The following is an 18679-nucleotide window of genomic DNA, read 5'->3' as shown; positions in this document are numbered from 1 at the left end:
AACGCTCTTTGACGTATCCAGGCCAATGCGAATAAGATTTTCCACGGACGGTCTCCCTTGTTTGAGATCTGCAACGACCTCATTCTGGCACATCACGATGCCGTCGGGGGCCGTCCACCCCAACACGGACTGAATGTCCGCTCCGCTCCGGCTTCTCGAAACCACGCCATTCAACCCGGCCTGATGAATTCCCTTTCGGGATTTACCCAAGCTGGTTTGACGATGCGGAGTCCCCGGTGCGGCTTACCGGCCGGTCGTCAGGGAACTGCAGGCTCAATCGTTTTGCGGGCGCAGGCCAAAGGTTGCGGGCTTGAGACCGTAGCGCATGTCGAAATCGTCGTCCGACGGCGCGCGCGCGGCGGGTGGCTTGCGGTAGTCGGGATCGCCGGCCTGGCGGCCCGAATCGACGACCTCGGCGAAGGCCATCGCCTGCTGCGTTGATTTAGGCACGTTGCGCAGTCGTTCGACGATCGCAACCAGATCGACATCGTCGCCCGGCTTCGACGTGGCCTCTTCGCGTTTTGCGGTGCCGGGGAGCAGTTCGCTCGGCAGTTTTTCGAACTTCAGCCGCATGGTCGTCGCCACGCCTTCGCCGAAGGCGATGGCTTCGCGCTGGCCCATGGAGGACAGGAAGGCAAGCGTCGAGGCGGAAGAGTCGGCAATCGCCGAGCGGATGATCGCCTGGTCCTGCTCATTGGCGAGCCGCATGGCGAAGAAGGTCGAGCATTGCGACAGGATGGTCGGGTCGAGCTCGCCAGGGCGCTGGGTGACGACGCCGAGATAGCAGCCATATTTGCGGCCTTCCTTGGCGATGCGCGACAGCGCATGCCTGGTCGGCGCGAAGCCGAGGCGCGGGTCAGCCGGCATATAGCGGTGCGCTTCTTCGCACAAAAACAGAAGCTGCAACTTGCCCTCGCTCCACAGAGCGAGGTCGAAGGCCAGGCGCGCCAGCACCGAGCAGACCGAATTGACCACTTCGGACGGCATGCCGGCCATCTCGAAGCAGGTTACCGGTCGGCCATGATGCGGCACGCGGAAGATGTTGCCGATCGTCTCGTGGATGGTGTCCTCGATCAGGCGCGAGTTGAACATGAAGCGGTAGCGTGGATCGGCCGCCGCCGATTCGATGCGCGTCTTCAGCGATTTGAGCGTCGGGCGATCGGTCTTGCTTTCGAGCATGCCCATGCGCTCATCGATCTGCTTGAGCAGGTCGGCGATGCGGTAAGGCACCGGCGTATCGGCCGTCAGCGCATCGCTGCCGCGCCTGATATAGGAGCCCGAATTCGGGTTGCGGTAGAGATTCTTGGCGGCCGGGATGAGATCGCGCAAGGCGTCGATTTCTTCCGGCTCGGTCTCGCGACCTCGGAACAGCACCTCGGCGAATTCCTCGAGCTTGAACATCCAGAACGGCAGATCCAAGGTTTTGGAATCGACCCTGACGCAGTATTCGGGCAGCGATGCAGCGAACTCGTTGTGCGGGTCGAGGATCAGGATGCGCAGATCCGGCCGTGCCGCTATCGACTTGCGCAGCAGCAGCGAGACGGCGGTGGATTTGCCGACGCCGGTTGTGCCGACAATGGCGAAGTGACGCGCCAGCGTATCGTCGATGGCGATGTTGGCGGCGATCGTCTCGTCCTGCGCGAGCGTGCCGATGGTGATCGAATGACGCCCGGCGAGGTCATAGACCGCCTGCAGGTCGCGGGTGCGGATGCGATGCGCAACGGCACCGATATGCGGATAAGTGGTGATGCCGCGGTCGAAGACCGGTTTGGCGCCGGGCTCTGCTCCGTCACGGACTTCGCCGATCAGCTCGATGCTGACCTCGATGGCGTTTTGGCCCTCATTGCTCCAGGCGCGGTCCGACTTGCCGATCCCGTAGACCAGGCCGACGGTTCGCGTCGATCCGAGATTGATGGAAATCATCTTGCCGACCGTCCACAGGCCGGTCACCGCGCCGTCGGCATCGTCCGCATAGGCGCTGATGGTGGCGCGCGCGCCATCGCATTGCACGACATTGCCAAGGATGCGCTTGTCGTTCTGCTCGGCCTGACGGCGCTCCTGCGAGGTCGGTTCCCCGACGGAGGCTTCGCGTTCGACATACATGGACAGGCCAATCCCCATTTCCCTGGAGCATCGATCCTACCCGAATGGGGTTAAGGCCCGATGAGGTCGGATGGTGTAGAGAGCATTAAGGGCCCCGTGAAAATTGTCGCAAGGCGGCTCTTCTCCGGTGCTATATTTTCGCTATAATAGACATATGAATGATATAGCGAACGACATTTCCTCGACGATCGGCCGCAGGATACACGCCGAAAGAATCGCGCGCGACTGGTCCCTGGCCGAACTCGCGGAGCGTTCCGGCGTCTCGAAGGCGATGCTCAGCACGATCGAGCGGGGCAAGACCAGCCCGACGGCGGCGCTTCTGGTGCGCATCGCGGCGGCCTTCGGCATGACGCTGTCGACCCTGATCGCACGCGCGGAATTGCAGGGCGGCGCGCTGTTGCGCGAGGCCGACCAGCCGGTGTGGCGCGATCCCGATACCGGCTATGTCAGGCGGCATCTTTCGCCGGCTTCCGACATGCCACTGGAGCTGATCAAGGTGCATCTGCCGGCGGGAGCCAGGGTCAGTTTTCCGGCTGCTTCATACGCCTTCATCAAGCAGCAGATATGGCTGATATCCGGGCGGCTGGAATTCGTCGAAGGTGAGACAGTGCACAGGCTCGAACCAGGCGACTGCTTGGCGCTTGGGGCGCCGTCGGACTGCACCTTCCACGCCCTGGAGCCCGGTGCCGACTATCTGGTCGCGCTGGTCAGGGGCTGACACAATGGCAAGAAGACCAAAGCGCTCCCACAATGGGGGGCCGCCTCTCGATGAATACAAGGGCCCGCCATGGGGCAAGGGCGATCCCTACATCTTCCTGGCCTGGCAGGCCGCCCATGCCAAGGCGTGGAAGGCGCCGAGCCACGAGGTGATGCTGCTGCGCATGGACAGAGCCGAGCGGCTGGGCCTGACCTATGAGGAGTACACGCTCGAGATTCTCGAGCGCGGGCGGCATCTCGGGCACGAAGACACCGAACGCATCAGCGCCATCAAGGCGGCGCGAAAGCGGCGGCGCGCGCGCCATCTGGAGTGACAGCGATGCGTCAGCTTCTATCACAGGATGTCCTGCACATGAATTCGATCGAGATCGCAACCCTTGACCCGGCTGCCGAGACGCAGGACATGCTGGCCGAATTGCTGGTCGCAACGGTGGCGGCAGGCGGATCGGTCAGCTTCATGCATCCGTTGGCACCGCAGGCGGCAAGGGCGTTCTGGGAGAAATCGCTGGCCGCGGCGGCAAGGGGCGAACGAGCGGTGCTTGGCGCCTGGGACGGCAAGAACCTGGTCGGTACCGTGACCTTGCTGCTCGACTGTCCGCCCAACCAGCCGCACCGGGCCGAGATCGCCAAGCTGATGACATCAGTCGATTGCCGGGGCAGGGGTGTGGGAACGCGCCTGATGCGGGCCGCCGAGAGCCTCGCCGTGGAGAAGGGCCGCACGCTGCTGGTTCTGGACACGGCAACCGAGGAGGGCGCTTCAGGCCTCTATGAAAAGCTTGGCTTCACGCTGGCCGGTGAGATACCGGACTATGCACTGAAGCCGCATGGCGAGCTGACCGGCACGCTGATCTACTGGAAGCGGATCGGGCCAATCTCGTAACCGGTCATGCCGGCGCGGAGAGGCGCGACAGCAGCCAGTTGCGGAAATCCTGTTCGGCACCGGTCAGGCGCGCTGTCGACGCCTTGGTCAGGAAATGCCCCGATGTGCTGGAGAGTTCGTAGTCGGAAAGCCTGACCAGCGTCTTGCTGTCGAGCGCCGCGTCGACCAGCGGCCGCGAGCCCAAAAGCACGCCGGCGTCGGCCTTGGCCGCTTCCATGGCGGCAACGAAACTGTCGAAGCGGTGCGATCGCCTGGGGTGGCCGGCCAGCCCGGCGGCGGCGAACCATTCCGCCCACATCTCGCGCGCGCCGGCAACCAGAAGCAGCGGCAGGGAGGTCCAGTCCGCGACGCCGGTCAAGCCCGGCGACGCCACCGGCACGAGCCGCTCGGCGGTCAGCCTGTCGGCTTCGCGTCCGGGGAACGATCCGTTGCCGAAGCGGATGTCGAGCACCGAGCCCGGCAGATCGTAGTCAGCAGGGCGATGGATCGTCACCAGGTCGAGCTGGATGCGCGGCAGTGCCTTTGCCAGAACGGGCAGCGCCGGAACCAGCATCAGCAAGGCAAAGGAGATCGGCGCCCGGATGGTCACGGTCTGGACCGCGCGTGGCTCGAACAGTTCCGCGGTGCTGTTGCCGATGGTGGCGAAGGCCGACTGGATGTGGGGCAGGTAGGCCGCACCCTCCGGCGACAGCGCGACGCCGCGCGCCAGCCGCGAAAACAAACGTGTCTTCAGCCGCTCCTCGAGAAACCGGATGTGCTGGCTGACGGCCGCCTGGGTGAGGCCAAGCTCGCCTGCCGCCGCGGTGAAATTCGACAGCCGCGCCGCCGCCTCGAAACTGCGCAGCCAGTCCAGAGGCGGCAAGGGTGGGTTTGCTCGAGTCATTAGTGTTCTGCGGTCATTGGCCAAAAAATGATAATTTGAGTTATGCCTGTCGCGCGATCACCATGCAATCGAAACCCTGCGGATAAGGCGCGGGGACGCAAAGGACAGGAACGGATCTCCATGCTCACCCACGCGCTGATCGGCGACGAAGGCAGAACAATCGAACTTGGCTGGCAGGACGGGACGCGCAGCCATTTTCATGCCGTGTGGCTGCGCGACAATGCGCTGGACGACAAGACGCGCAGCGCCGGCAACGGCCAACGGCTGATCACCATTCTCGACATTCCCGCCGGCACCAGGATCGGTGCCGCATCGGTCAAGGGCGGCGCCCTGGAAGTCAGCTTCGTGCCCGAGCAGAAGACGGTCAGCTTTCCCGCGTCATGGCTGCGCGCCAACACCTATGATCGCCGTGAGGCGCGCCGGCCTGGCTGGACAGGCGAGGATATCTTGCGATGGACCAAGGCCACCATGCAGAATTCGGTGCCGCGCGCCGGTTATTCTGCTGCCAGCGGCGATCAAGCCGTCTTGCGGCAGTGGCTGTCGGCGGTGAAAGCCTATGGTTTTGCGGTGATGGACGATCTGCCGGCCGAATCCGGGGCGCTGTGCAAAGTGTCCGATCTGTTCGGCTATATCAGGGAGACCAATTACGGCCGCTGGTTCGAAGTGCGCGCCGAGGTCAATCCGAACAATCTCGCCTACACCAATCTCGGCCTCCAGGCGCACACCGACAACCCCTATCGCGACCCCGTGCCGACGCTGCAGATCCTGTCCTGCATCGAGAATACGGTTGAGGGCGGCGAATCCAGCGTCGTCGACGGGTTTGCTGTCGCGGCTGCGCTGCAGGCTGAGAACCCGGAAGGTTTCCGGCTGCTGAGCTCATGCCCGGCGCGCTTCGAATATGCCGGCTCTTCCGGCGTTCGGCTGCAGGCGAAGCGGCCGATGATCGAGCTCGGGCCCGATGGCGAGCTGATCTGCATACGCTTCAACAACCGCTCGCTGGCGCCGACGGTCGACGTTTCGTTCGCCGACATGGAAGCGTACTATGCCGCCTATCGCCGGTTCGCCGAACTGATCGAGGATCCATCCTTCGAGGTGACGTTCAAGCTGGAAGCGGGGCAGGCGTTCATCGTCGACAACACGCGCGTCATGCATGCGCGCAAGGCATTTTCCGGTACCGGCAAGCGCTGGCTGCAGGGCTGCTACGCCGACAAGGACGGTTTGCTATCGACGCTCGCGGCGATCGAGCACGGGTTCAAGGAGGCGGCGGAATGAGCCAGGATTTGAACGCGGACACCATCGTCGAATTCATTGCCGACATCTTCGAGCGCCGGGGCGCAGAATCCTATCTCGGCGAACCCGTCACCATGTCGGAGCACATGCTGCAGGGCGCCTGGTTCGCCGAAAAGGACGGCGCGCCGGACGAACTGGTTGCGGCGGCGCTGCTGCACGACATCGGTCACTACACCAGCGAGTTCGGCACCTATTCGCCCGAGGATGTAGAAGACAAGCATCATGACGAGGCCGGCGGCGAGGTGCTGGCACCGTTCTTTCCACCGGTCATCGTCGAATGCGTCAGGCTGCATGTCGCGGCCAAGCGCTATCTCTGCGCTGCCGACCCGACCTATTTCGGCAAGCTTTCGCAGGCCTCGGTTCATACGCTGTCGCTGCAAGGCGGGCCCATGAGTGCCGAGGAGGTTGCCGAGTTCCGCAAGAACCCCTTCCATGAGGAAGCGGTCCGGGTCCGCATCTGGGACGAGAGCGGCAAGATCGCCAACATGAAGACACGGACATTTCGCGATTACGTGCCGCTGCTGCAGCGGGTGGTGACGCAGTTCGCGGCGGGCAAGCCGGCGTAATTCCTCGAGAAAGGAGGCAGGGTGCAAGCCGTGCCTCCTTGTTTCTTCCGGCTTTGCCGGAATGGCGCTCGGCTATCCCTTGTGATGGACCTGCTGCAGCCCGTAGACCGGCGTCGGCAGGCCTGCCTGCCTTGCCTTCAACTGCAGCGACAGGAATTGCGAATAGTGGCGCGACTGATGCAGGTTGCCGCCGTGGAACCACAGTGCTTCCTGTTGCGTCGGCTTCCACATGTTGCGCAATTCGCCTTCCCAGGGGCCGGGATCCTTGGTGGTGTTCGAGCCGAGGCCCCAGCATTTGCCGACCTTGTCGGCGGTCTCGCGCGATATCAGATCGGCGGCCCAGCCGTTCATCGAGCCGTAGCCGGTGGCGTAGACGATGAGGTCCGCAGGCAGTTCCGACCCGTCGCTGAGCAGAACCGAGTGTTGCTTGATCTCTTCGACGTCGACGCCGCTCTTCAGCTTGATCGAACCATCGATGACCAGCTGCGAGGCGCCGACATCGATGTAATAGCCAGAGCCGCGCCTGAGGTACTTCATGAACAGGCCGGATTCGTCGTCGCCCCAGTCGAGCATGAAGCCGGCCTTTTCCAGCCCCTTGTAGAAGGCCGCGTCGCGTTTCTTCATCTCGGCATAGGCCGGGATCTGGAACTCGTGCAGGATCTTGTAGGGCAGCGAAGCGAAGATGAGATCGGCCTTGGCCGTGGTGATGCCATTCTGCAGCGCCTGCTCCGAATAGAGCGAACCCAGTCCGATTTCCATCAACGTGTCGGACCGGGAGATGTGGGTACTGGAGCGCTGCACCATGGTGACGTCGGCGCCGGCTTCCCAAAGTGCCGCAGCGATGTCATGGGCGGAATTGTTGGAGCCGATTACAACGGCCTTTTTGCCGGCATAGGCGTCGGGACCCGGATGCTTCGAGGAGTGGTGCTGATCGCCCTTGAAGGTTTCCATGCCCTTGAATTTTGGCAGATTGGCCTTGCCGGATTGTCCAGTCGCCAGCACCAACTGCTTGGGCCTCAGCGTGATGTCCTTGCCATCGCGGTGGACGACAACGGTCCATTCCTTCTTCTTGTCGTCATAGGAAGCGCTTTTGGCCTCGGTCGAGGACCAGTAATTCAGCTCCATCACCTTGGTGTACATTTCCAGCCAGTCGCCGATCTTGTCCTTGGGCGAGAAGACAGGCCAGTTCTTTGGGAAATCGATATAGGGCAGATGGTCGTACCAGACCGGGTCATGCAGGCACAGCGACTTGTAGCGCTTGCGCCAGCTGTCGCCGGCCCGCTCGTTCTTCTCGATGATGATGGTCGGCACACCGAGTTGCCGCAGCCTTGCGCCGAGCGCGATACCGCCCTGGCCGCCACCGATGATGACCGTATAGGGCTGCGTCTTAAAGCCGAGCTCGGCGGCCTCCCTCTCGCGTTCTTCTTTCCATGTCGGACGGTTCTTGCCCGAGCCGTGCCTGGTGCCCATCGGCCGCGCGAAGCCTGCCGGCTCCTCGTGGCCTTTCAGTTCGGCCATGGTGGTCAGCAGCGTCCAGATCTTGCCGTCTTTCAGTCTGATATGACCGAAGCCACGTGCCACCTCCGTCTCGAAGCTGATCCAGCCCTCGATCAGCCCGCCGCTCTCGGTCGCGTCCTCGCCCTTGGCAATGGCAAAATGCGATGGCTTGGTGTTCGACAACTGGCTTTTCAGCATGTCGCGGACCTGATCGCGGCCTTCCATGGTCTTGATGTTCCAGGTGAAGGTAACGAGGTCGCGCCAGTAGCAATCCTCTTGAAAGCAATCGACCGCCTTCTCGATGTCATTGGCAGCAAGCGCGGCGCCGAACTGATCGAGCAGGTCGGACAGTTTCTTGCTAGGGGCCTTGTCGAGCATCAGGTTTCCTCCCGTGAAATCCAGATCGTCATGGTGGTGGCTCCGCCGGGCTTGCCGCCGGACGATCAAGTATCGCCAGAGATGGCGGCCCTCGTCACGCCCCACCATAGTTTCCAGCGATTTCAATAGTCTATCCTCGAAATGGGATCGCCAGGCGGTTTCGGAATCGCCCGGGCGCCGGAAACGAACGTCCCATCTGTGAATGCCGCGCCGGTCGCGCAAAATTGATGGGCAAATGCCGCAATGCAGTCACCGAGGCCGATGACAACCGATCGGTGAGAAGCCGGGAAGCGGTGGCGGGCAACAGGGCGGTTCCCGGGATTTTCTGGATGCGGAACTCTGGAGCCCGTTATGATCATCATACCCTTTATCGAAGCGTCTTCACTTCACTCTCTCGGCCGGCGTGGGCGTGCTGCAGCAATGGCCGCGATCATGGCCTTGAGCGCGACCCTGACCGGCCCGCTGGTGCTGCCCGCAACGCAGGCGCATGCGGCGGAAATTTCCGTCACCGTCCACGAAAGGCTTTCGAACTATGGCGGATGGCGAACCTCCAGCCGCTTCGGCGATGTCTGGGTTCCCTCGGTCCGTACCGAATGGCGGCCCTACACCGAAGGCAGATGGGTCTGGACCGACGACGGCTGGTACTGGCAATCCACCGAGCCATTCGGCGATGTCGTCTATCACTACGGCCGCTGGGCCTATGATCCCGATTTCGGCTGGGTGTGGATATCAGGCGATCAATGGGCGCCGGCCTGGGTGGTCTGGCGCCAGGGTGGCAATGATGTCGGCTGGGCTCCGGCGCCTCCCGACGTCGGTGTCGCCTTCGACGACGCCTGGTGGTGTTTCGTGCCTGTGGCGGCGATCGGCGCGGTCGATCTGGTCAGGGTGGTGCGGCCGGTTCAGGAGAACGTCGTCATCGTGCGAAACACGACGATCATCAACCAGACGGTCGTGGTCAACAATGCGCCGCATGTGCGGCTTGGCAATCAGGTGGTTGCAATCAATGCCGGACCCCGGCTGCAGCAACTCCCGAAGCCCGTCATCGAATCGATCAAGGCGGCAAGACTGGTTCCTCCGCCCAAAGGCGTGTTTGCCAGTGCACGGCTCGATGCTTCCAGGGGCGCGGAGATCAAGAAGCTTGCCGGCAATGCAACCGGGAAGGGGCAAATCGTGGCGGGCCCCAAGACTGCGATCGGCGGCAAGGCCATTTATCCGGGCGCGGTGGCTGCCAGCAATCCGGCCGTCGTGAAGCCTGGCGACGCCGTGCGCAAGCGGATGGCCGCCGGCAACGGCGCGAAGGCCGATGCGCTCAAGCTGCATGCCGACAGGACCGCGGGCGATGGACGTAACGTTGTCAAATCGTCGGCCAAACCGGGTTCGGCCAAGCCGGTTTCGGGGCAGCGTCCAGCACGCGGTGCAGGGCAACAAAAGCCGCATCAGCAGGCGTTGGCAATGCACATGCCCCAGCACCATGGCCCGGCAAGGATGGCACCTCACCATCCGCCAGCGAAGATGCAGGCCAGGAAGGTTTCCAAATGCGATCCGCGCGTTTCCCGCTGCAAGGCGCCGGGCTGATCACCGCAATCGCGCCGGCCCGCTGCGCGCGCCGGCGCGATTTTTCCCGTTGACAGGCCGCCTTTCCCGCCCTTAGTGTCCGCCACCATGAAAACGGCACTCATTCTCGTAGGAAAGCGCGTGGGCAAGGCGGTGTAACCGCCGGGCGAAAACCCCCCATGCGCAAGACACAGGCTCCCTCGGGGGCCTTTTTTATTGCCTGAAACACGACTAAACGACCAGCAAACGCCCAATGGCGACAGTACGGGACCAGACCGATGAGCAACGGACAGAACGAGCGGCGCGAGATGACGGGCGCCGAAATGGTGGTGCAGGCGCTGAAGGACAATGGCGTCAAGCATGTCTTCGGCTATCCGGGCGGCGCTGTCCTTCCGATCTATGACGAGATCTTCCAGCAGGACGAGGTCGAGCACATACTGGTGCGCCACGAGCAGGGCGCCGGCCATGCCGCGGAAGGCTATGCGCGCTCCACCGGCAAGGCCGGTGTCATGCTGGTGACGTCGGGCCCCGGCGCCACCAATGCGGTGACGCCGCTGCAGGACGCCCTGATGGATTCGATCCCGCTGGTCTGCCTGACCGGGCAGGTGCCGACCTCGCTGATCGGCTCCGACGCTTTTCAGGAATGCGATACGGTCGGCATCACGCGCCCCTGCACCAAGCACAACTGGCTGGTGAAGGACGTCAACGAGCTCGCCGCCACCATCCACGAGGCCTTCCATGTCGCGACCACCGGCCGTCCGGGTCCGGTTGTCGTCGATATCCCGAAGGACGTGCAGTTCGCCAAGGGATTCTATGTCCCGCCGCAGATCGCGCCGCGCACCAGCTACCAGCCCAAGGTCCAGGGCGACCTGGAAAAGATCAAGGCGGCGGTCGAGCTGATGGCGGGAGCCAGGAAGCCGATCATCTACAGCGGCGGCGGCGTCATCAATTCCGGTCCGGAGGCGAGCCATCTGCTGCGCGAACTGGTCGATCTCACCGGGTTCCCGATCACCTCGACGCTGATGGGCCTGGGTGCCTATCCGGCATCGGGCAAGAACTGGATGGGCATGCTCGGCATGCACGGCACCTATGAAGCCAACATGGCCATGCATGATTGCGACGTGATGATCTGCATCGGCGCGCGGTTCGACGACCGCATCACCGGCAGGCTCACTGCATTCTCGCCGAACTCGAAGAAGATCCACATCGACATTGATCCGTCGTCGATCAACAAGAACGTCCACACCGAGGTGCCGATCATCGGTGATGTCGGCCGGGTGCTGGAGGATATGGTGCGGCTGTGGCGCGCGAGCGCCAAGGCCGACAGGAAGGCGCTCTACCCCTGGTGGGAGCAGATCGCCAAATGGCGTGCGCGCGACTCGCTCGCCTACAAGATGAACAACGACGTGATCATGCCGCAATACGCCATCGAGCGGCTCTACGAACTGACCAAGGGCATGGACACCTACATCACCACCGAGGTCGGCCAGCACCAGATGTGGGCGGCGCAGCATTATCATTTCGAGAAGCCGAACCGCTGGATGACGTCGGGCGGGCTGGGCACGATGGGCTACGGCCTGCCGGCGGCACTCGGCGTTCAGATCGCGCATCCGGACGCGCTGGTCATCGACATCGCCGGCGACGCTTCGGTGCAGATGACGATGCAGGAGATGAGCGCTGCCGTGCAGCACGATGCACCGATCAAGATTTTCATCCTCAACAACCAGTATATGGGCATGGTGCGGCAGTGGCAGCAGCTGCTGCACGGCAACCGGCTGTCGCATTCCTACACGGAGGCGATGCCGGACTTCGTCAAGCTGGCCGAGGCCTATGGCGGCCACGGCATTCGCTGCGAGAAGCCTGACGAACTGGACGACGCGATCAAGGAGATGATCTCGGTCAGGAAGCCGGTGCTGTTCGATTGCCGCGTGGCGACGCTCGCCAACTGCTTCCCGATGATCCCGTCGGGCAAGGCGCACAACGAGATGCTGTTGCCCGACGAGGCGACGGACGAGGCGGTGGCCAACGCCATCGACGCCAAGGGCAGGGAACTGGTGTAGCCGGCAGAACCAAGGCAGGGCTATCGCGAGAAAGCCCTGCGCAAACAGAGAATTAGCTCAAGAGCTTGAAAAACGAGATTCATGTCATGAACGCACAGCTACAACCGACCGGCTCTGCCTATTTCATCGCCAAGGAGACGGAAAAGCCGGAAAACCACACGCTCTCCGTGCTGGTCGACAATGAGCCGGGCGTGCTTGCCCGGGTCATCGGCCTGTTTTCCGGGCGCGGCTACAACATCGAGAGCCTGACCGTCTCCGAGACCGAGCATGAAAAACACCTGTCGCGCATCACCATCGTGACGCGCGGCACGCCGCATGTGCTGGAGCAGATCAAACACCAGCTCGAGCGCATCGTGCCGGTTCACCGCGTCGTCGACCTGACCGTGCGCTCGCATGAATCCGGCCAGGAGCGGCCGCTGGAGCGCGAACTGGCGCTGGTCAAGGTCGCCGGCACCGGCGAGGCCCGCGTCGAGGCGCTGCGGCTGGCCGACGCGTTCCGCGCCAGCGTCATCGACGCCAACACCGAGCATTTCATTTTCGAGATCACCGGCAAGGGCTCCAAGATCGACCAGTTCATCGCCATCATGAAGCCGCTCGGCCTAATCGAGATCTGCCGCACCGGCGTGGCCGCATTGAACCGCGGTCCGCAGGCGATGTAGGACTTCGGCGGGGTTGGCGCCGAACGCGCCAGCCAGCGTCCATAATGAGGCTTCCGGTGCTGACTTGCCAGGGAGGATATCCATGTCGCTCGACGCATTCCTTGCCCTGCTTGTCTACGCCTTCGTGACCTCGATCACGCCGGGACCGAACAACCTCATGCTTTTGACGTCAGGCGTGAATTTCGGCCTCGTCAGATCGGTTCCGCACATGGTGGGCATCAGCATGGGTTTCCTCGTGCTGCTGCTTGCCGTCGGTCTTGGCCTCGGCGCTGTGCTGACGGCGTTCCCGGCGCTGCAAACCGCGCTCAAGATCGCCGGCGGCGCCTATCTTCTGTACCTCGCCTGGAAGATCGCCATGTCGCGCACGCTGACCGGCAAGGGCGAGACGAAGGCGCGTCCTATGCGCTTCATCGAGGCAGCCGCATTCCAGTGGGTCAATCCCAAGGCATGGGTGATGGCGATCACCGCCATGGCCGTCTATGCCAATGCCGAGCACCCGTTCCTGTCGGTGGTGTTGATCGCTGTAGCGTTCACCGTCGTCAATTTGCCGAGCGTCTCGGTGTGGGCGGGTTTCGGCACCGCGCTGCGCGGTTTCCTGTCGGATCCGGTGCGGCTGAAATGGTTCAACATCGCCATGGGCGTACTGCTGGCGGCGACGCTTTGGCCGATGCTGAGGTAGGTTTGAGCGGCTCCGAAACGCTGACGTGGCGTGAAAGGGATGAGCTTTCTGTGAACTACAATTCACATTCCGTTTGACGATATGTGAATTGTAGATTACAAAATACCCATGATCGAAGTCCGTAAAACAGCTGAATTCTCCGACTGGTTCAGGTCCCTAAAGGACATGCGGGCCAAGGCGCGCATTCAGGTCCGGATCGATCGTGTCGAGCTTGGCAACCTCGGCGATGCCAAGTTCTTCGACGGCATCGGCGAATTGCGGGTCGACTATGGCCCAGGCTATCGCGTCTATTTCGTCAGGACAGGCAACACGATCATCATTCTGCTCTGCGGTGGCGATAAGTCATCGCAAAAGGCCGACATCAAGAAAGCCATCAGCATGGCGAAGGAGGTCTAATGACCATCGAAACCACCAAATGGGACGCTTCCGAATTTCTCGACAGCGAGGAGGCAATCTCGGCCTATATCCAAGCGGCCTTCGAAGACGGCGATCCTGCCATTATCACCCATGCGCTCGGCAACGTGGCCAGGGCACGGGGCATGACGTCCATTGCCAAGGACGCTGGCGTCACGCGTGAGGCGCTATACAAGGCGCTGAGTGACAAGGGTGATCCTAAGCTTTCAACTCTGCTCGGTGTTATGAAGGCGCTCGGGCTCAGGTTGACAGCCGAAGCTGCCAAGGACGATGCCAAGGTGCGCCTCGCTGGCTAACTCGCTTCGCGTGACCGCCCTTCACCATAACCTTGTCGTGCCGCCCTGTGTTGCACATCCATTGTGCAGTGCACATTAAATCTTCGTAATGCCGCCTTTTGGCTCTTTTCCGACAAAGGCCTGTCCTATCTATTCGGCGAAATCGCGGCAACGGGCCGTGATTTGCGCTAGAATAGAACCATCGGACCACGACGTGTCGGGTGGAGAGGGCCTTTGACCATGCGTGGAAAAGTCGTTCTTTCGTTGCTGGCCGTCGCCTGCCTGGGTGCGGCCGGGTGGCTCTATCTTTCGCCTGACGCGCTTGGCAGGGTCCAGCAGGTCATCGGTGCAAAGCAGGCTGCCGCGCCGGACAAACAGGTTGCGGCTTCGGACAAGAAAGACGCCAGTGCTGCGCGCTCGGCCTCCATCCTCTCGGCCGTCGCCTCGACAGCCGATTTCCCGATCCGGCGCTACGCCATCGGCTTCGTTTCCTCTCCCGCCGTCGTCAATATCAACGCGCGGGTGTCCAGCCAGATCGTGTCCATCGACGTCAAGGACGGGCAGATGGTCAGGGTCGGCGACGTTTTGTTTTCGCTCGATGACCGGGCGCTGAAGGCGCAGCTTGCCAAGGATCAGGCAGCGCTCGCCAAGGATCAGGCGATGCTCGCCAGCTCGCAGTCCGATCTCCAGCGCGCCAAGGATCTGGTCGCCAAGCAGGCCGGCACGCAGCAGACCTACGACCAGGCCGTCGCCGCGCAGAAGGCTGCCGCAGCGACTGTCGATGCCGACAAGGCGACGATCGACGCCGACAATGTCCAGCTTGGCTTCGCCACGATCACGGCGCCGATTTCCGGCAGGCTGGGTGCTGTCAGCGTCGCCGTCGGCGATCTCGTCACCGTCAGCAATGGCAACAGCAGTACGGCGACCCCGCTGGTGACCATCACCCAGATGGACCCGCTGCAGGTCAACTTCAACCTTCCCGAGAGCAACCTTGCGCTGCTGCACAAGGCGCTTGCCAATCCGCAGCAGGGCGCGGTGACGCTGACCAAGGATGGCGAACCGACGCCGATCGGCAAGGGCACGCTCGATTTCGTGGACTCCAGCGTCGACACCGCGTCGGGCACCATTGCGACGCGGGCAAGCATTCCCAATGCAGACCTTTCGCTATGGCCGGGCCAGTATGTGAATGTCGTGCTCGACGCCGGCATCATGCCGCAGATGACATCGGTTCCTACCGTCGCGGTGCAGCCAAGCCAGAAGGGGCCGTTCGTCTATGTGGTCAAGCCGGACAATACGGTCGAGATGCGGCCGGTGCAGGTGGCGCTGACCGAAGGCGACAACAGCGCCATCAGCCAGGGGCTGAAAAGCGGCGAGAAAGTCGTCACCGAAGGCCAGACGAGGCTGAAGGACGGCGCCGCGGTGCATGAAGGCAAGGCCACGGCGGGTGCTGCCGCGCCCAAGGTGGCCGAGGCGACCAACGCCGGCGAGGCGGCCCAATGATCTCCGAATTCTGCATACGCCGACCTGTCGCCACCCTCCTGATGTCGTTCGCCCTGGTGCTGGGCGGGCTGTTCGCCTACAAATTCCTGCCGGTGGCAGCTCTGCCCAGCGCGGAATTTCCGGTGGTCAACGTCTCGGCTTCGCTGCCCGGCGCCTCGCCGGAAACCATGGCGACATCGGTGGCGACGCCGCTGATCAAGCAGTTCGCGACCATCGCCGGCATCGATTCGATCTCGACCACCAACTCGCTTGGCCAGACCTCGATCGCCATCCAGTTCGTGCTCAACCGCGACATCGATGCGGCGGCGGCCGATGTGCAGGCCGCGATCGCCCGCACGCAGAAATCGCTGCCGCCGCAGATGACGTCGCCGCCGAGCTATCGCAAGGTCAATCCGGCCGACGCGCCGATCCTTTTGATGTCGCTGGTCAGCGACACGGTTCCGCTGACCGATCTCGATGCTTTCGCGGAAAATGTCATCTCGCCGTCGCTGTCGACCATCGACGGCGTGGCGCAGGTCTCGATCTTCGGCCAGCAGAAATACGCGGTGCGCATCCAGATCGACCCGACCGCGCTTGCGGCGCGCGGCATCTCGATCGATCAGCTGCAGGCGGCGGTCGCCTCGGCCAACAGCAACACGCCGCTCGGCGTGCTTCAGAACGACAAGCAGCAGCTCACCATCACCGCCAACACGCAGTTGACCGACGCCGCCGGCTTCTCCAACATCATCATCGCCACCAAGAACGGTCATCCGGTACGGCTGGGCGAGGTGACCCGGGTCGTCGATTCGGTGCAGACGACCACGACCGCAAGTTGGTACGATGGTACCCGCGCGATCATCATGGCCGTGCAGCGCCAGCCCGACGCCAACACGGTCGACGTCGTCGACAAGGTCAAGGCGATGCTGCCGTCCTTCAAGGACCAGATGCCGGCCGCCGCCGACATCAAGCTGCTTAACGACCGCTCCAGTTCGATCCGCCAGGCGGTCAGCGACGTGCAGTTCACGCTGCTGCTCACCATTGCACTGGTGATCATGGTGATCTTCGTGTTCCTGCGCCGGGTGACGGCGACGATCATCCCGGCCGTGGCGGTGCCGATCTCGCTGATCGCCACGCTCGGCGCGATGTTCCTGTTCGGCTTTTCCATCGACAACATCTCGCTGATGGGCCTGACGCTTGCGGTGGGCCTCGTCGTCGACGATGCCATAGTGATGCTTGAAAACATCTTCCGCCACATGGAGGAGGATGGATTGTCAGCCTTCGACGCATCCCTGAAGGGCGCGCGCGAAATCGGCTTCACCATCATCTCGATCTCGATCTCGCTGGTCGCCGTGTTCATCCCGGTGCTTTTGATGGGCGGCGTCATCGGGCGCATCTTCAACGAGTTCGCCGTCGTGGTGACGGTCGCCATCCTGGCCTCGATGTTCGTGTCGCTGACGCTGACGCCGATGCTGTGCTCGCGGTTGCTGTCGGTGACCAAGGCCGACCGCGACAAGCATGGCCCCGGCCGCAAGCAGGACCTCGTCACGCGCGGCTACGATAGGGTCTTGAGCTTCTGCCTGCGGCACACCTTCCTGGTGTTTCTCGTCTTCGTCGGCACCGCCGCAGCGTCCGTGTGGCTAATCCAGACTTCGCCGAAGGGTTTCTTCCCGCAGGAGGACATCGGCCAGATATCGGTGATCACCATCGCGCGTCAGGACATCTCTTTCGACGCCATGTCCAGGCTGCAAGGACAGGTCGCCAGCGTCTTCTCGCATTCGCCCTATGTCGACCATGTGGCGTGGTCGGCGGGCAGCGGCAACAATGCGCTCAACCAGGGGCAGCTTTTCGTCCAGCTCAAGGGCAAGGATCAGCGTCCCGATATCGAGAAGGTGCTTGCTGATCTGCGCAAGCAACTGGCCGGCGTGGCGGGCATCGAGACCTACATGCAGCCGGTGCAGAATTTGAGGCTGGGCTCGCGGTCGTCGGCCAGCGCCTACCAACTCGTGGTTCAGGGGCTTGATACCGGCCTGACCGATATTTGGGCGCAGAAACTGAACGACGCGATGGCGGCCGACCATGCGAACTTCACCGACGTCACCAGCGATCTTCAGAACAATGCGCTCCAGGCGACGCTGGTGGTGGATCGCGACAAGGCCGCCCAGCTCGGTATCGACACCGACACGTTGCGCTCCGCCCTCTATGGCGGGTTCGGCACCGACCAGGTTTCGACAATCTTCGGTTCGGCCGACAGCTACGAAGTCATCACCGAGCTCGATCCCAAGATCGAGTGGTCGCCCGAGCGGATGCTGGCCATCCAGATGAGGACGGCAAGCGGCAGTCTGGTTCCGCTCGGCGCCTTCGCCCGGGTCGATCGCACGGCCGGCGCCCTGACTGTCAACCAGCTCGGCCAGCTTCCGGCCGTGACCATCTCCTACAATCTGCCGCAGGGCGTGGCGCTGGGCGACAGCGTGACGCGCATCAATGCGCTGAAGGAGCAGATCGGCATGCCGACGGTGATCTCGACCACCTTCGCCGGCACGGCCAAGACCTTCCAGGATTCCCTTGCCAACCAGGGTTTTCTGGTCGGCGGCGCGATCCTGACCATCTACATCGTGCTCGGCATCCTCTACGAGAGCTTCATCCACCCGCTGACCATCCTCACCGGCCTGCCGTCGGCCGTGCTCGGAGCGGTTGTTGCCTTGCGCTTCGCCGGCATGGATCTGTCCGTCATCGCGGTGATCGGCATCCTGATGCTGATCGGCATCGTCAAGAAGAACGGCATCATGATGGTGGATGTCGCGCTCGAACTGCGACGAGAAGGCATGTCCGCGACCGAGTCGATCCACAAGGCCTGCCTGATGCGGTTCAGGCCGATCATGATGACGACGCTGGCGGCACTGATGGGCACATTCCCGATTGCGCTCGGCACCGGCGCCAGCGCCGAACTGCGCCAGCCGCTGGGCGTTGCCGTTGTCGGCGGCCTGCTGGCTTCACAGGCACTGACCCTGTTCGTGACGCCGGTGATCTATGTCTACATGGAGAATTTCTCGGGCTGGCTGGTCTCGCTTTGGTCGAAGCGCAAGGGCGAGCCGGCCCCGGCCGATGATGTTGACCAGCCCTCGCTGTTCAAGGCCAGGGAAGACATGCTGCCCGAACCGCAGCGGGCGGCCGCCGAATGATGTGATAGGGCCGACGCCATATGCCGTTGGCCCAAGCCGTCGTGCTTGCGGCGCCATGATCGGAAA

Annotated in this window: 16 protein-coding genes; 13 read left to right on the top strand and 3 right to left on the bottom strand. The window is 62.9% G+C overall.

The window, feature by feature from the left end:
* Positions 1–273: 273 nt before the first annotated feature.
* Complete coding sequence (locus tag EOA16_RS26275) at positions 274–2103, bottom strand: ATP-binding protein (protein ID WP_127260799.1); 1830 nt, start codon at positions 2101–2103, stop codon at positions 274–276.
* 154 nt (positions 2104–2257) lie between these two features.
* Here EOA16_RS26275 and EOA16_RS26270 point away from each other — a divergent pair, with 154 nt between their 5' ends.
* Genes EOA16_RS26270 through EOA16_RS26260 form a run of 3 tightly spaced genes read left to right on the top strand, consistent with a single transcriptional unit; the run spans position 2258 to position 3700 of the window.
* Positions 2258–2821, top strand: coding sequence for an XRE family transcriptional regulator (locus EOA16_RS26270; protein ID WP_127260798.1), 564 nt, complete (start codon positions 2258–2260; stop codon positions 2819–2821).
* Between the two features lie 4 nt (positions 2822–2825).
* Complete coding sequence (locus EOA16_RS26265) at positions 2826–3134, top strand: hypothetical protein (RefSeq protein ID WP_127260797.1); 309 nt, start codon at positions 2826–2828, stop codon at positions 3132–3134.
* Between the two features lie 38 nt (positions 3135–3172).
* Positions 3173–3700 carry an N-acetyltransferase gene (locus EOA16_RS26260; RefSeq protein WP_127260804.1) on the top strand — a complete coding sequence of 176 codons (528 nt, stop codon included), beginning with the start codon at positions 3173–3175 and terminating at the stop codon, positions 3698–3700.
* A 4-nt stretch (positions 3701–3704) separates the two neighbouring features.
* Here EOA16_RS26260 and EOA16_RS26255 read toward each other — a convergent pair whose 3' ends face one another.
* A complete protein-coding gene (locus EOA16_RS26255; RefSeq protein WP_127260796.1) occupies positions 3705–4583 on the bottom strand; it encodes a LysR family transcriptional regulator in 879 nt (292 codons plus the stop codon).
* A 120-nt stretch (positions 4584–4703) separates the two neighbouring features.
* On the opposite strand from EOA16_RS26255, the gene EOA16_RS26250 reads away from it, so the two are divergent.
* Both EOA16_RS26250 and EOA16_RS26245 read left to right on the top strand, forming a co-directional pair.
* Positions 4704–5855 (top strand): gamma-butyrobetaine dioxygenase, encoded by a 1152-nt coding sequence (locus tag EOA16_RS26250; RefSeq protein WP_127260795.1) that lies wholly within the window; start codon positions 4704–4706, stop codon positions 5853–5855.
* Positions 5852–6439, top strand: coding sequence for an HD domain-containing protein (locus tag EOA16_RS26245; protein ID WP_127260794.1), 588 nt, complete (start codon positions 5852–5854; stop codon positions 6437–6439). The genes EOA16_RS26250 and EOA16_RS26245 overlap by 4 nt, the downstream gene beginning before the upstream one ends.
* A gap of 72 nt (positions 6440–6511) precedes the next feature.
* On the opposite strand, the gene EOA16_RS26240 is transcribed toward EOA16_RS26245, so the two are convergent.
* Positions 6512–8314 (bottom strand): NAD(P)/FAD-dependent oxidoreductase, encoded by a 1803-nt coding sequence (locus tag EOA16_RS26240; RefSeq protein ID WP_127260793.1) that lies wholly within the window; start codon positions 8312–8314, stop codon positions 6512–6514.
* Between the two features lie 351 nt (positions 8315–8665).
* Here EOA16_RS26240 and EOA16_RS26235 point away from each other — a divergent pair, with 351 nt between their 5' ends.
* The 8 genes from EOA16_RS26235 (at position 8666) to EOA16_RS26200 (ending at position 18613) form a co-directional block, all read left to right on the top strand.
* Positions 8666–9889, top strand: coding sequence for a DUF6600 domain-containing protein (locus EOA16_RS26235; protein ID WP_245456028.1), 1224 nt, complete (start codon positions 8666–8668; stop codon positions 9887–9889).
* Positions 9890–10146: 257 nt separating this feature from the next.
* The gene (locus EOA16_RS26230; RefSeq protein WP_127260792.1) at positions 10147–11928 is read left to right on the top strand and encodes an acetolactate synthase 3 large subunit; all 1782 of its coding nucleotides are present in this window, start codon (positions 10147–10149) and stop codon (positions 11926–11928) included.
* Between the two features lie 86 nt (positions 11929–12014).
* Positions 12015–12587, top strand: a complete 573-nt coding sequence (ilvN, locus tag EOA16_RS26225; RefSeq protein ID WP_127260791.1) for an acetolactate synthase small subunit — start codon at positions 12015–12017, stop codon at positions 12585–12587.
* Positions 12588–12669: 82 nt separating this feature from the next.
* A complete protein-coding gene (locus EOA16_RS26220) occupies positions 12670–13266 on the top strand; it encodes a LysE family translocator (protein ID WP_127260790.1) in 597 nt (198 codons plus the stop codon).
* 108 nt (positions 13267–13374) lie between these two features.
* Positions 13375–13662, top strand: coding sequence for a type II toxin-antitoxin system RelE/ParE family toxin (locus EOA16_RS26215; RefSeq protein WP_127260789.1), 288 nt, complete (start codon positions 13375–13377; stop codon positions 13660–13662).
* Positions 13662–13976, top strand: coding sequence for an addiction module antidote protein (locus EOA16_RS26210; protein WP_127260788.1), 315 nt, complete (start codon positions 13662–13664; stop codon positions 13974–13976). The genes EOA16_RS26215 and EOA16_RS26210 overlap by 1 nt, the downstream gene beginning before the upstream one ends.
* A 219-nt stretch (positions 13977–14195) precedes the next feature.
* Complete coding sequence (locus EOA16_RS26205; RefSeq protein WP_127260787.1) at positions 14196–15455, top strand: efflux RND transporter periplasmic adaptor subunit; 1260 nt, start codon at positions 14196–14198, stop codon at positions 15453–15455.
* Positions 15452–18613 carry an efflux RND transporter permease subunit gene (locus EOA16_RS26200; protein ID WP_127260786.1) on the top strand — a complete coding sequence of 1054 codons (3162 nt, stop codon included), beginning with the start codon at positions 15452–15454 and terminating at the stop codon, positions 18611–18613. Before EOA16_RS26205 ends, EOA16_RS26200 begins: the two co-directional genes overlap by 4 nt.
* Positions 18614–18679 lie beyond the last annotated feature (66 nt).

It is taken from the genome of Mesorhizobium sp. M7A.F.Ca.US.008.03.1.1 (assembly GCF_003997495.1).
Lineage (GTDB): Bacteria > Pseudomonadota > Alphaproteobacteria > Rhizobiales > Rhizobiaceae > Mesorhizobium.
Note: the sequence above shows the minus strand (reverse complement) of the source record. Positions and strands in the feature narration are given on the sequence as shown.

Excerpts from the sequence above, each read along its gene's own strand:
- EOA16_RS26275 (WP_127260799.1), bottom strand. The coding sequence starts at position 2,103 with ATGTATGTCGAACGCGAAGCCTCCGTCGGGGAACCGACCTCGCAGGAG.
- EOA16_RS26270 (WP_127260798.1), top strand. The coding sequence starts at position 2,258 with ATGAATGATATAGCGAACGACATTTCCTCGACGATCGGCCGCAGGATA.
- EOA16_RS26265 (WP_127260797.1), top strand. The coding sequence starts at position 2,826 with ATGGCAAGAAGACCAAAGCGCTCCCACAATGGGGGGCCGCCTCTCGAT.
- EOA16_RS26260 (WP_127260804.1), top strand. The coding sequence starts at position 3,173 with ATGAATTCGATCGAGATCGCAACCCTTGACCCGGCTGCCGAGACGCAG.
- EOA16_RS26255 (WP_127260796.1), bottom strand. The coding sequence starts at position 4,583 with ATGACTCGAGCAAACCCACCCTTGCCGCCTCTGGACTGGCTGCGCAGT.
- EOA16_RS26250 (WP_127260795.1), top strand. The coding sequence starts at position 4,704 with ATGCTCACCCACGCGCTGATCGGCGACGAAGGCAGAACAATCGAACTT.
- EOA16_RS26245 (WP_127260794.1), top strand. The coding sequence starts at position 5,852 with ATGAGCCAGGATTTGAACGCGGACACCATCGTCGAATTCATTGCCGAC.
- EOA16_RS26240 (WP_127260793.1), bottom strand. The coding sequence starts at position 8,314 with ATGCTCGACAAGGCCCCTAGCAAGAAACTGTCCGACCTGCTCGATCAG.
- EOA16_RS26235 (WP_245456028.1), top strand. The coding sequence starts at position 8,666 with ATGATCATCATACCCTTTATCGAAGCGTCTTCACTTCACTCTCTCGGC.
- EOA16_RS26230 (WP_127260792.1), top strand. The coding sequence starts at position 10,147 with ATGAGCAACGGACAGAACGAGCGGCGCGAGATGACGGGCGCCGAAATG.
- ilvN (WP_127260791.1), top strand. The coding sequence starts at position 12,015 with ATGAACGCACAGCTACAACCGACCGGCTCTGCCTATTTCATCGCCAAG.
- EOA16_RS26220 (WP_127260790.1), top strand. The coding sequence starts at position 12,670 with ATGTCGCTCGACGCATTCCTTGCCCTGCTTGTCTACGCCTTCGTGACC.
- EOA16_RS26215 (WP_127260789.1), top strand. The coding sequence starts at position 13,375 with ATGATCGAAGTCCGTAAAACAGCTGAATTCTCCGACTGGTTCAGGTCC.
- EOA16_RS26210 (WP_127260788.1), top strand. The coding sequence starts at position 13,662 with ATGACCATCGAAACCACCAAATGGGACGCTTCCGAATTTCTCGACAGC.
- EOA16_RS26205 (WP_127260787.1), top strand. The coding sequence starts at position 14,196 with ATGCGTGGAAAAGTCGTTCTTTCGTTGCTGGCCGTCGCCTGCCTGGGT.
- EOA16_RS26200 (WP_127260786.1), top strand. The coding sequence starts at position 15,452 with ATGATCTCCGAATTCTGCATACGCCGACCTGTCGCCACCCTCCTGATG.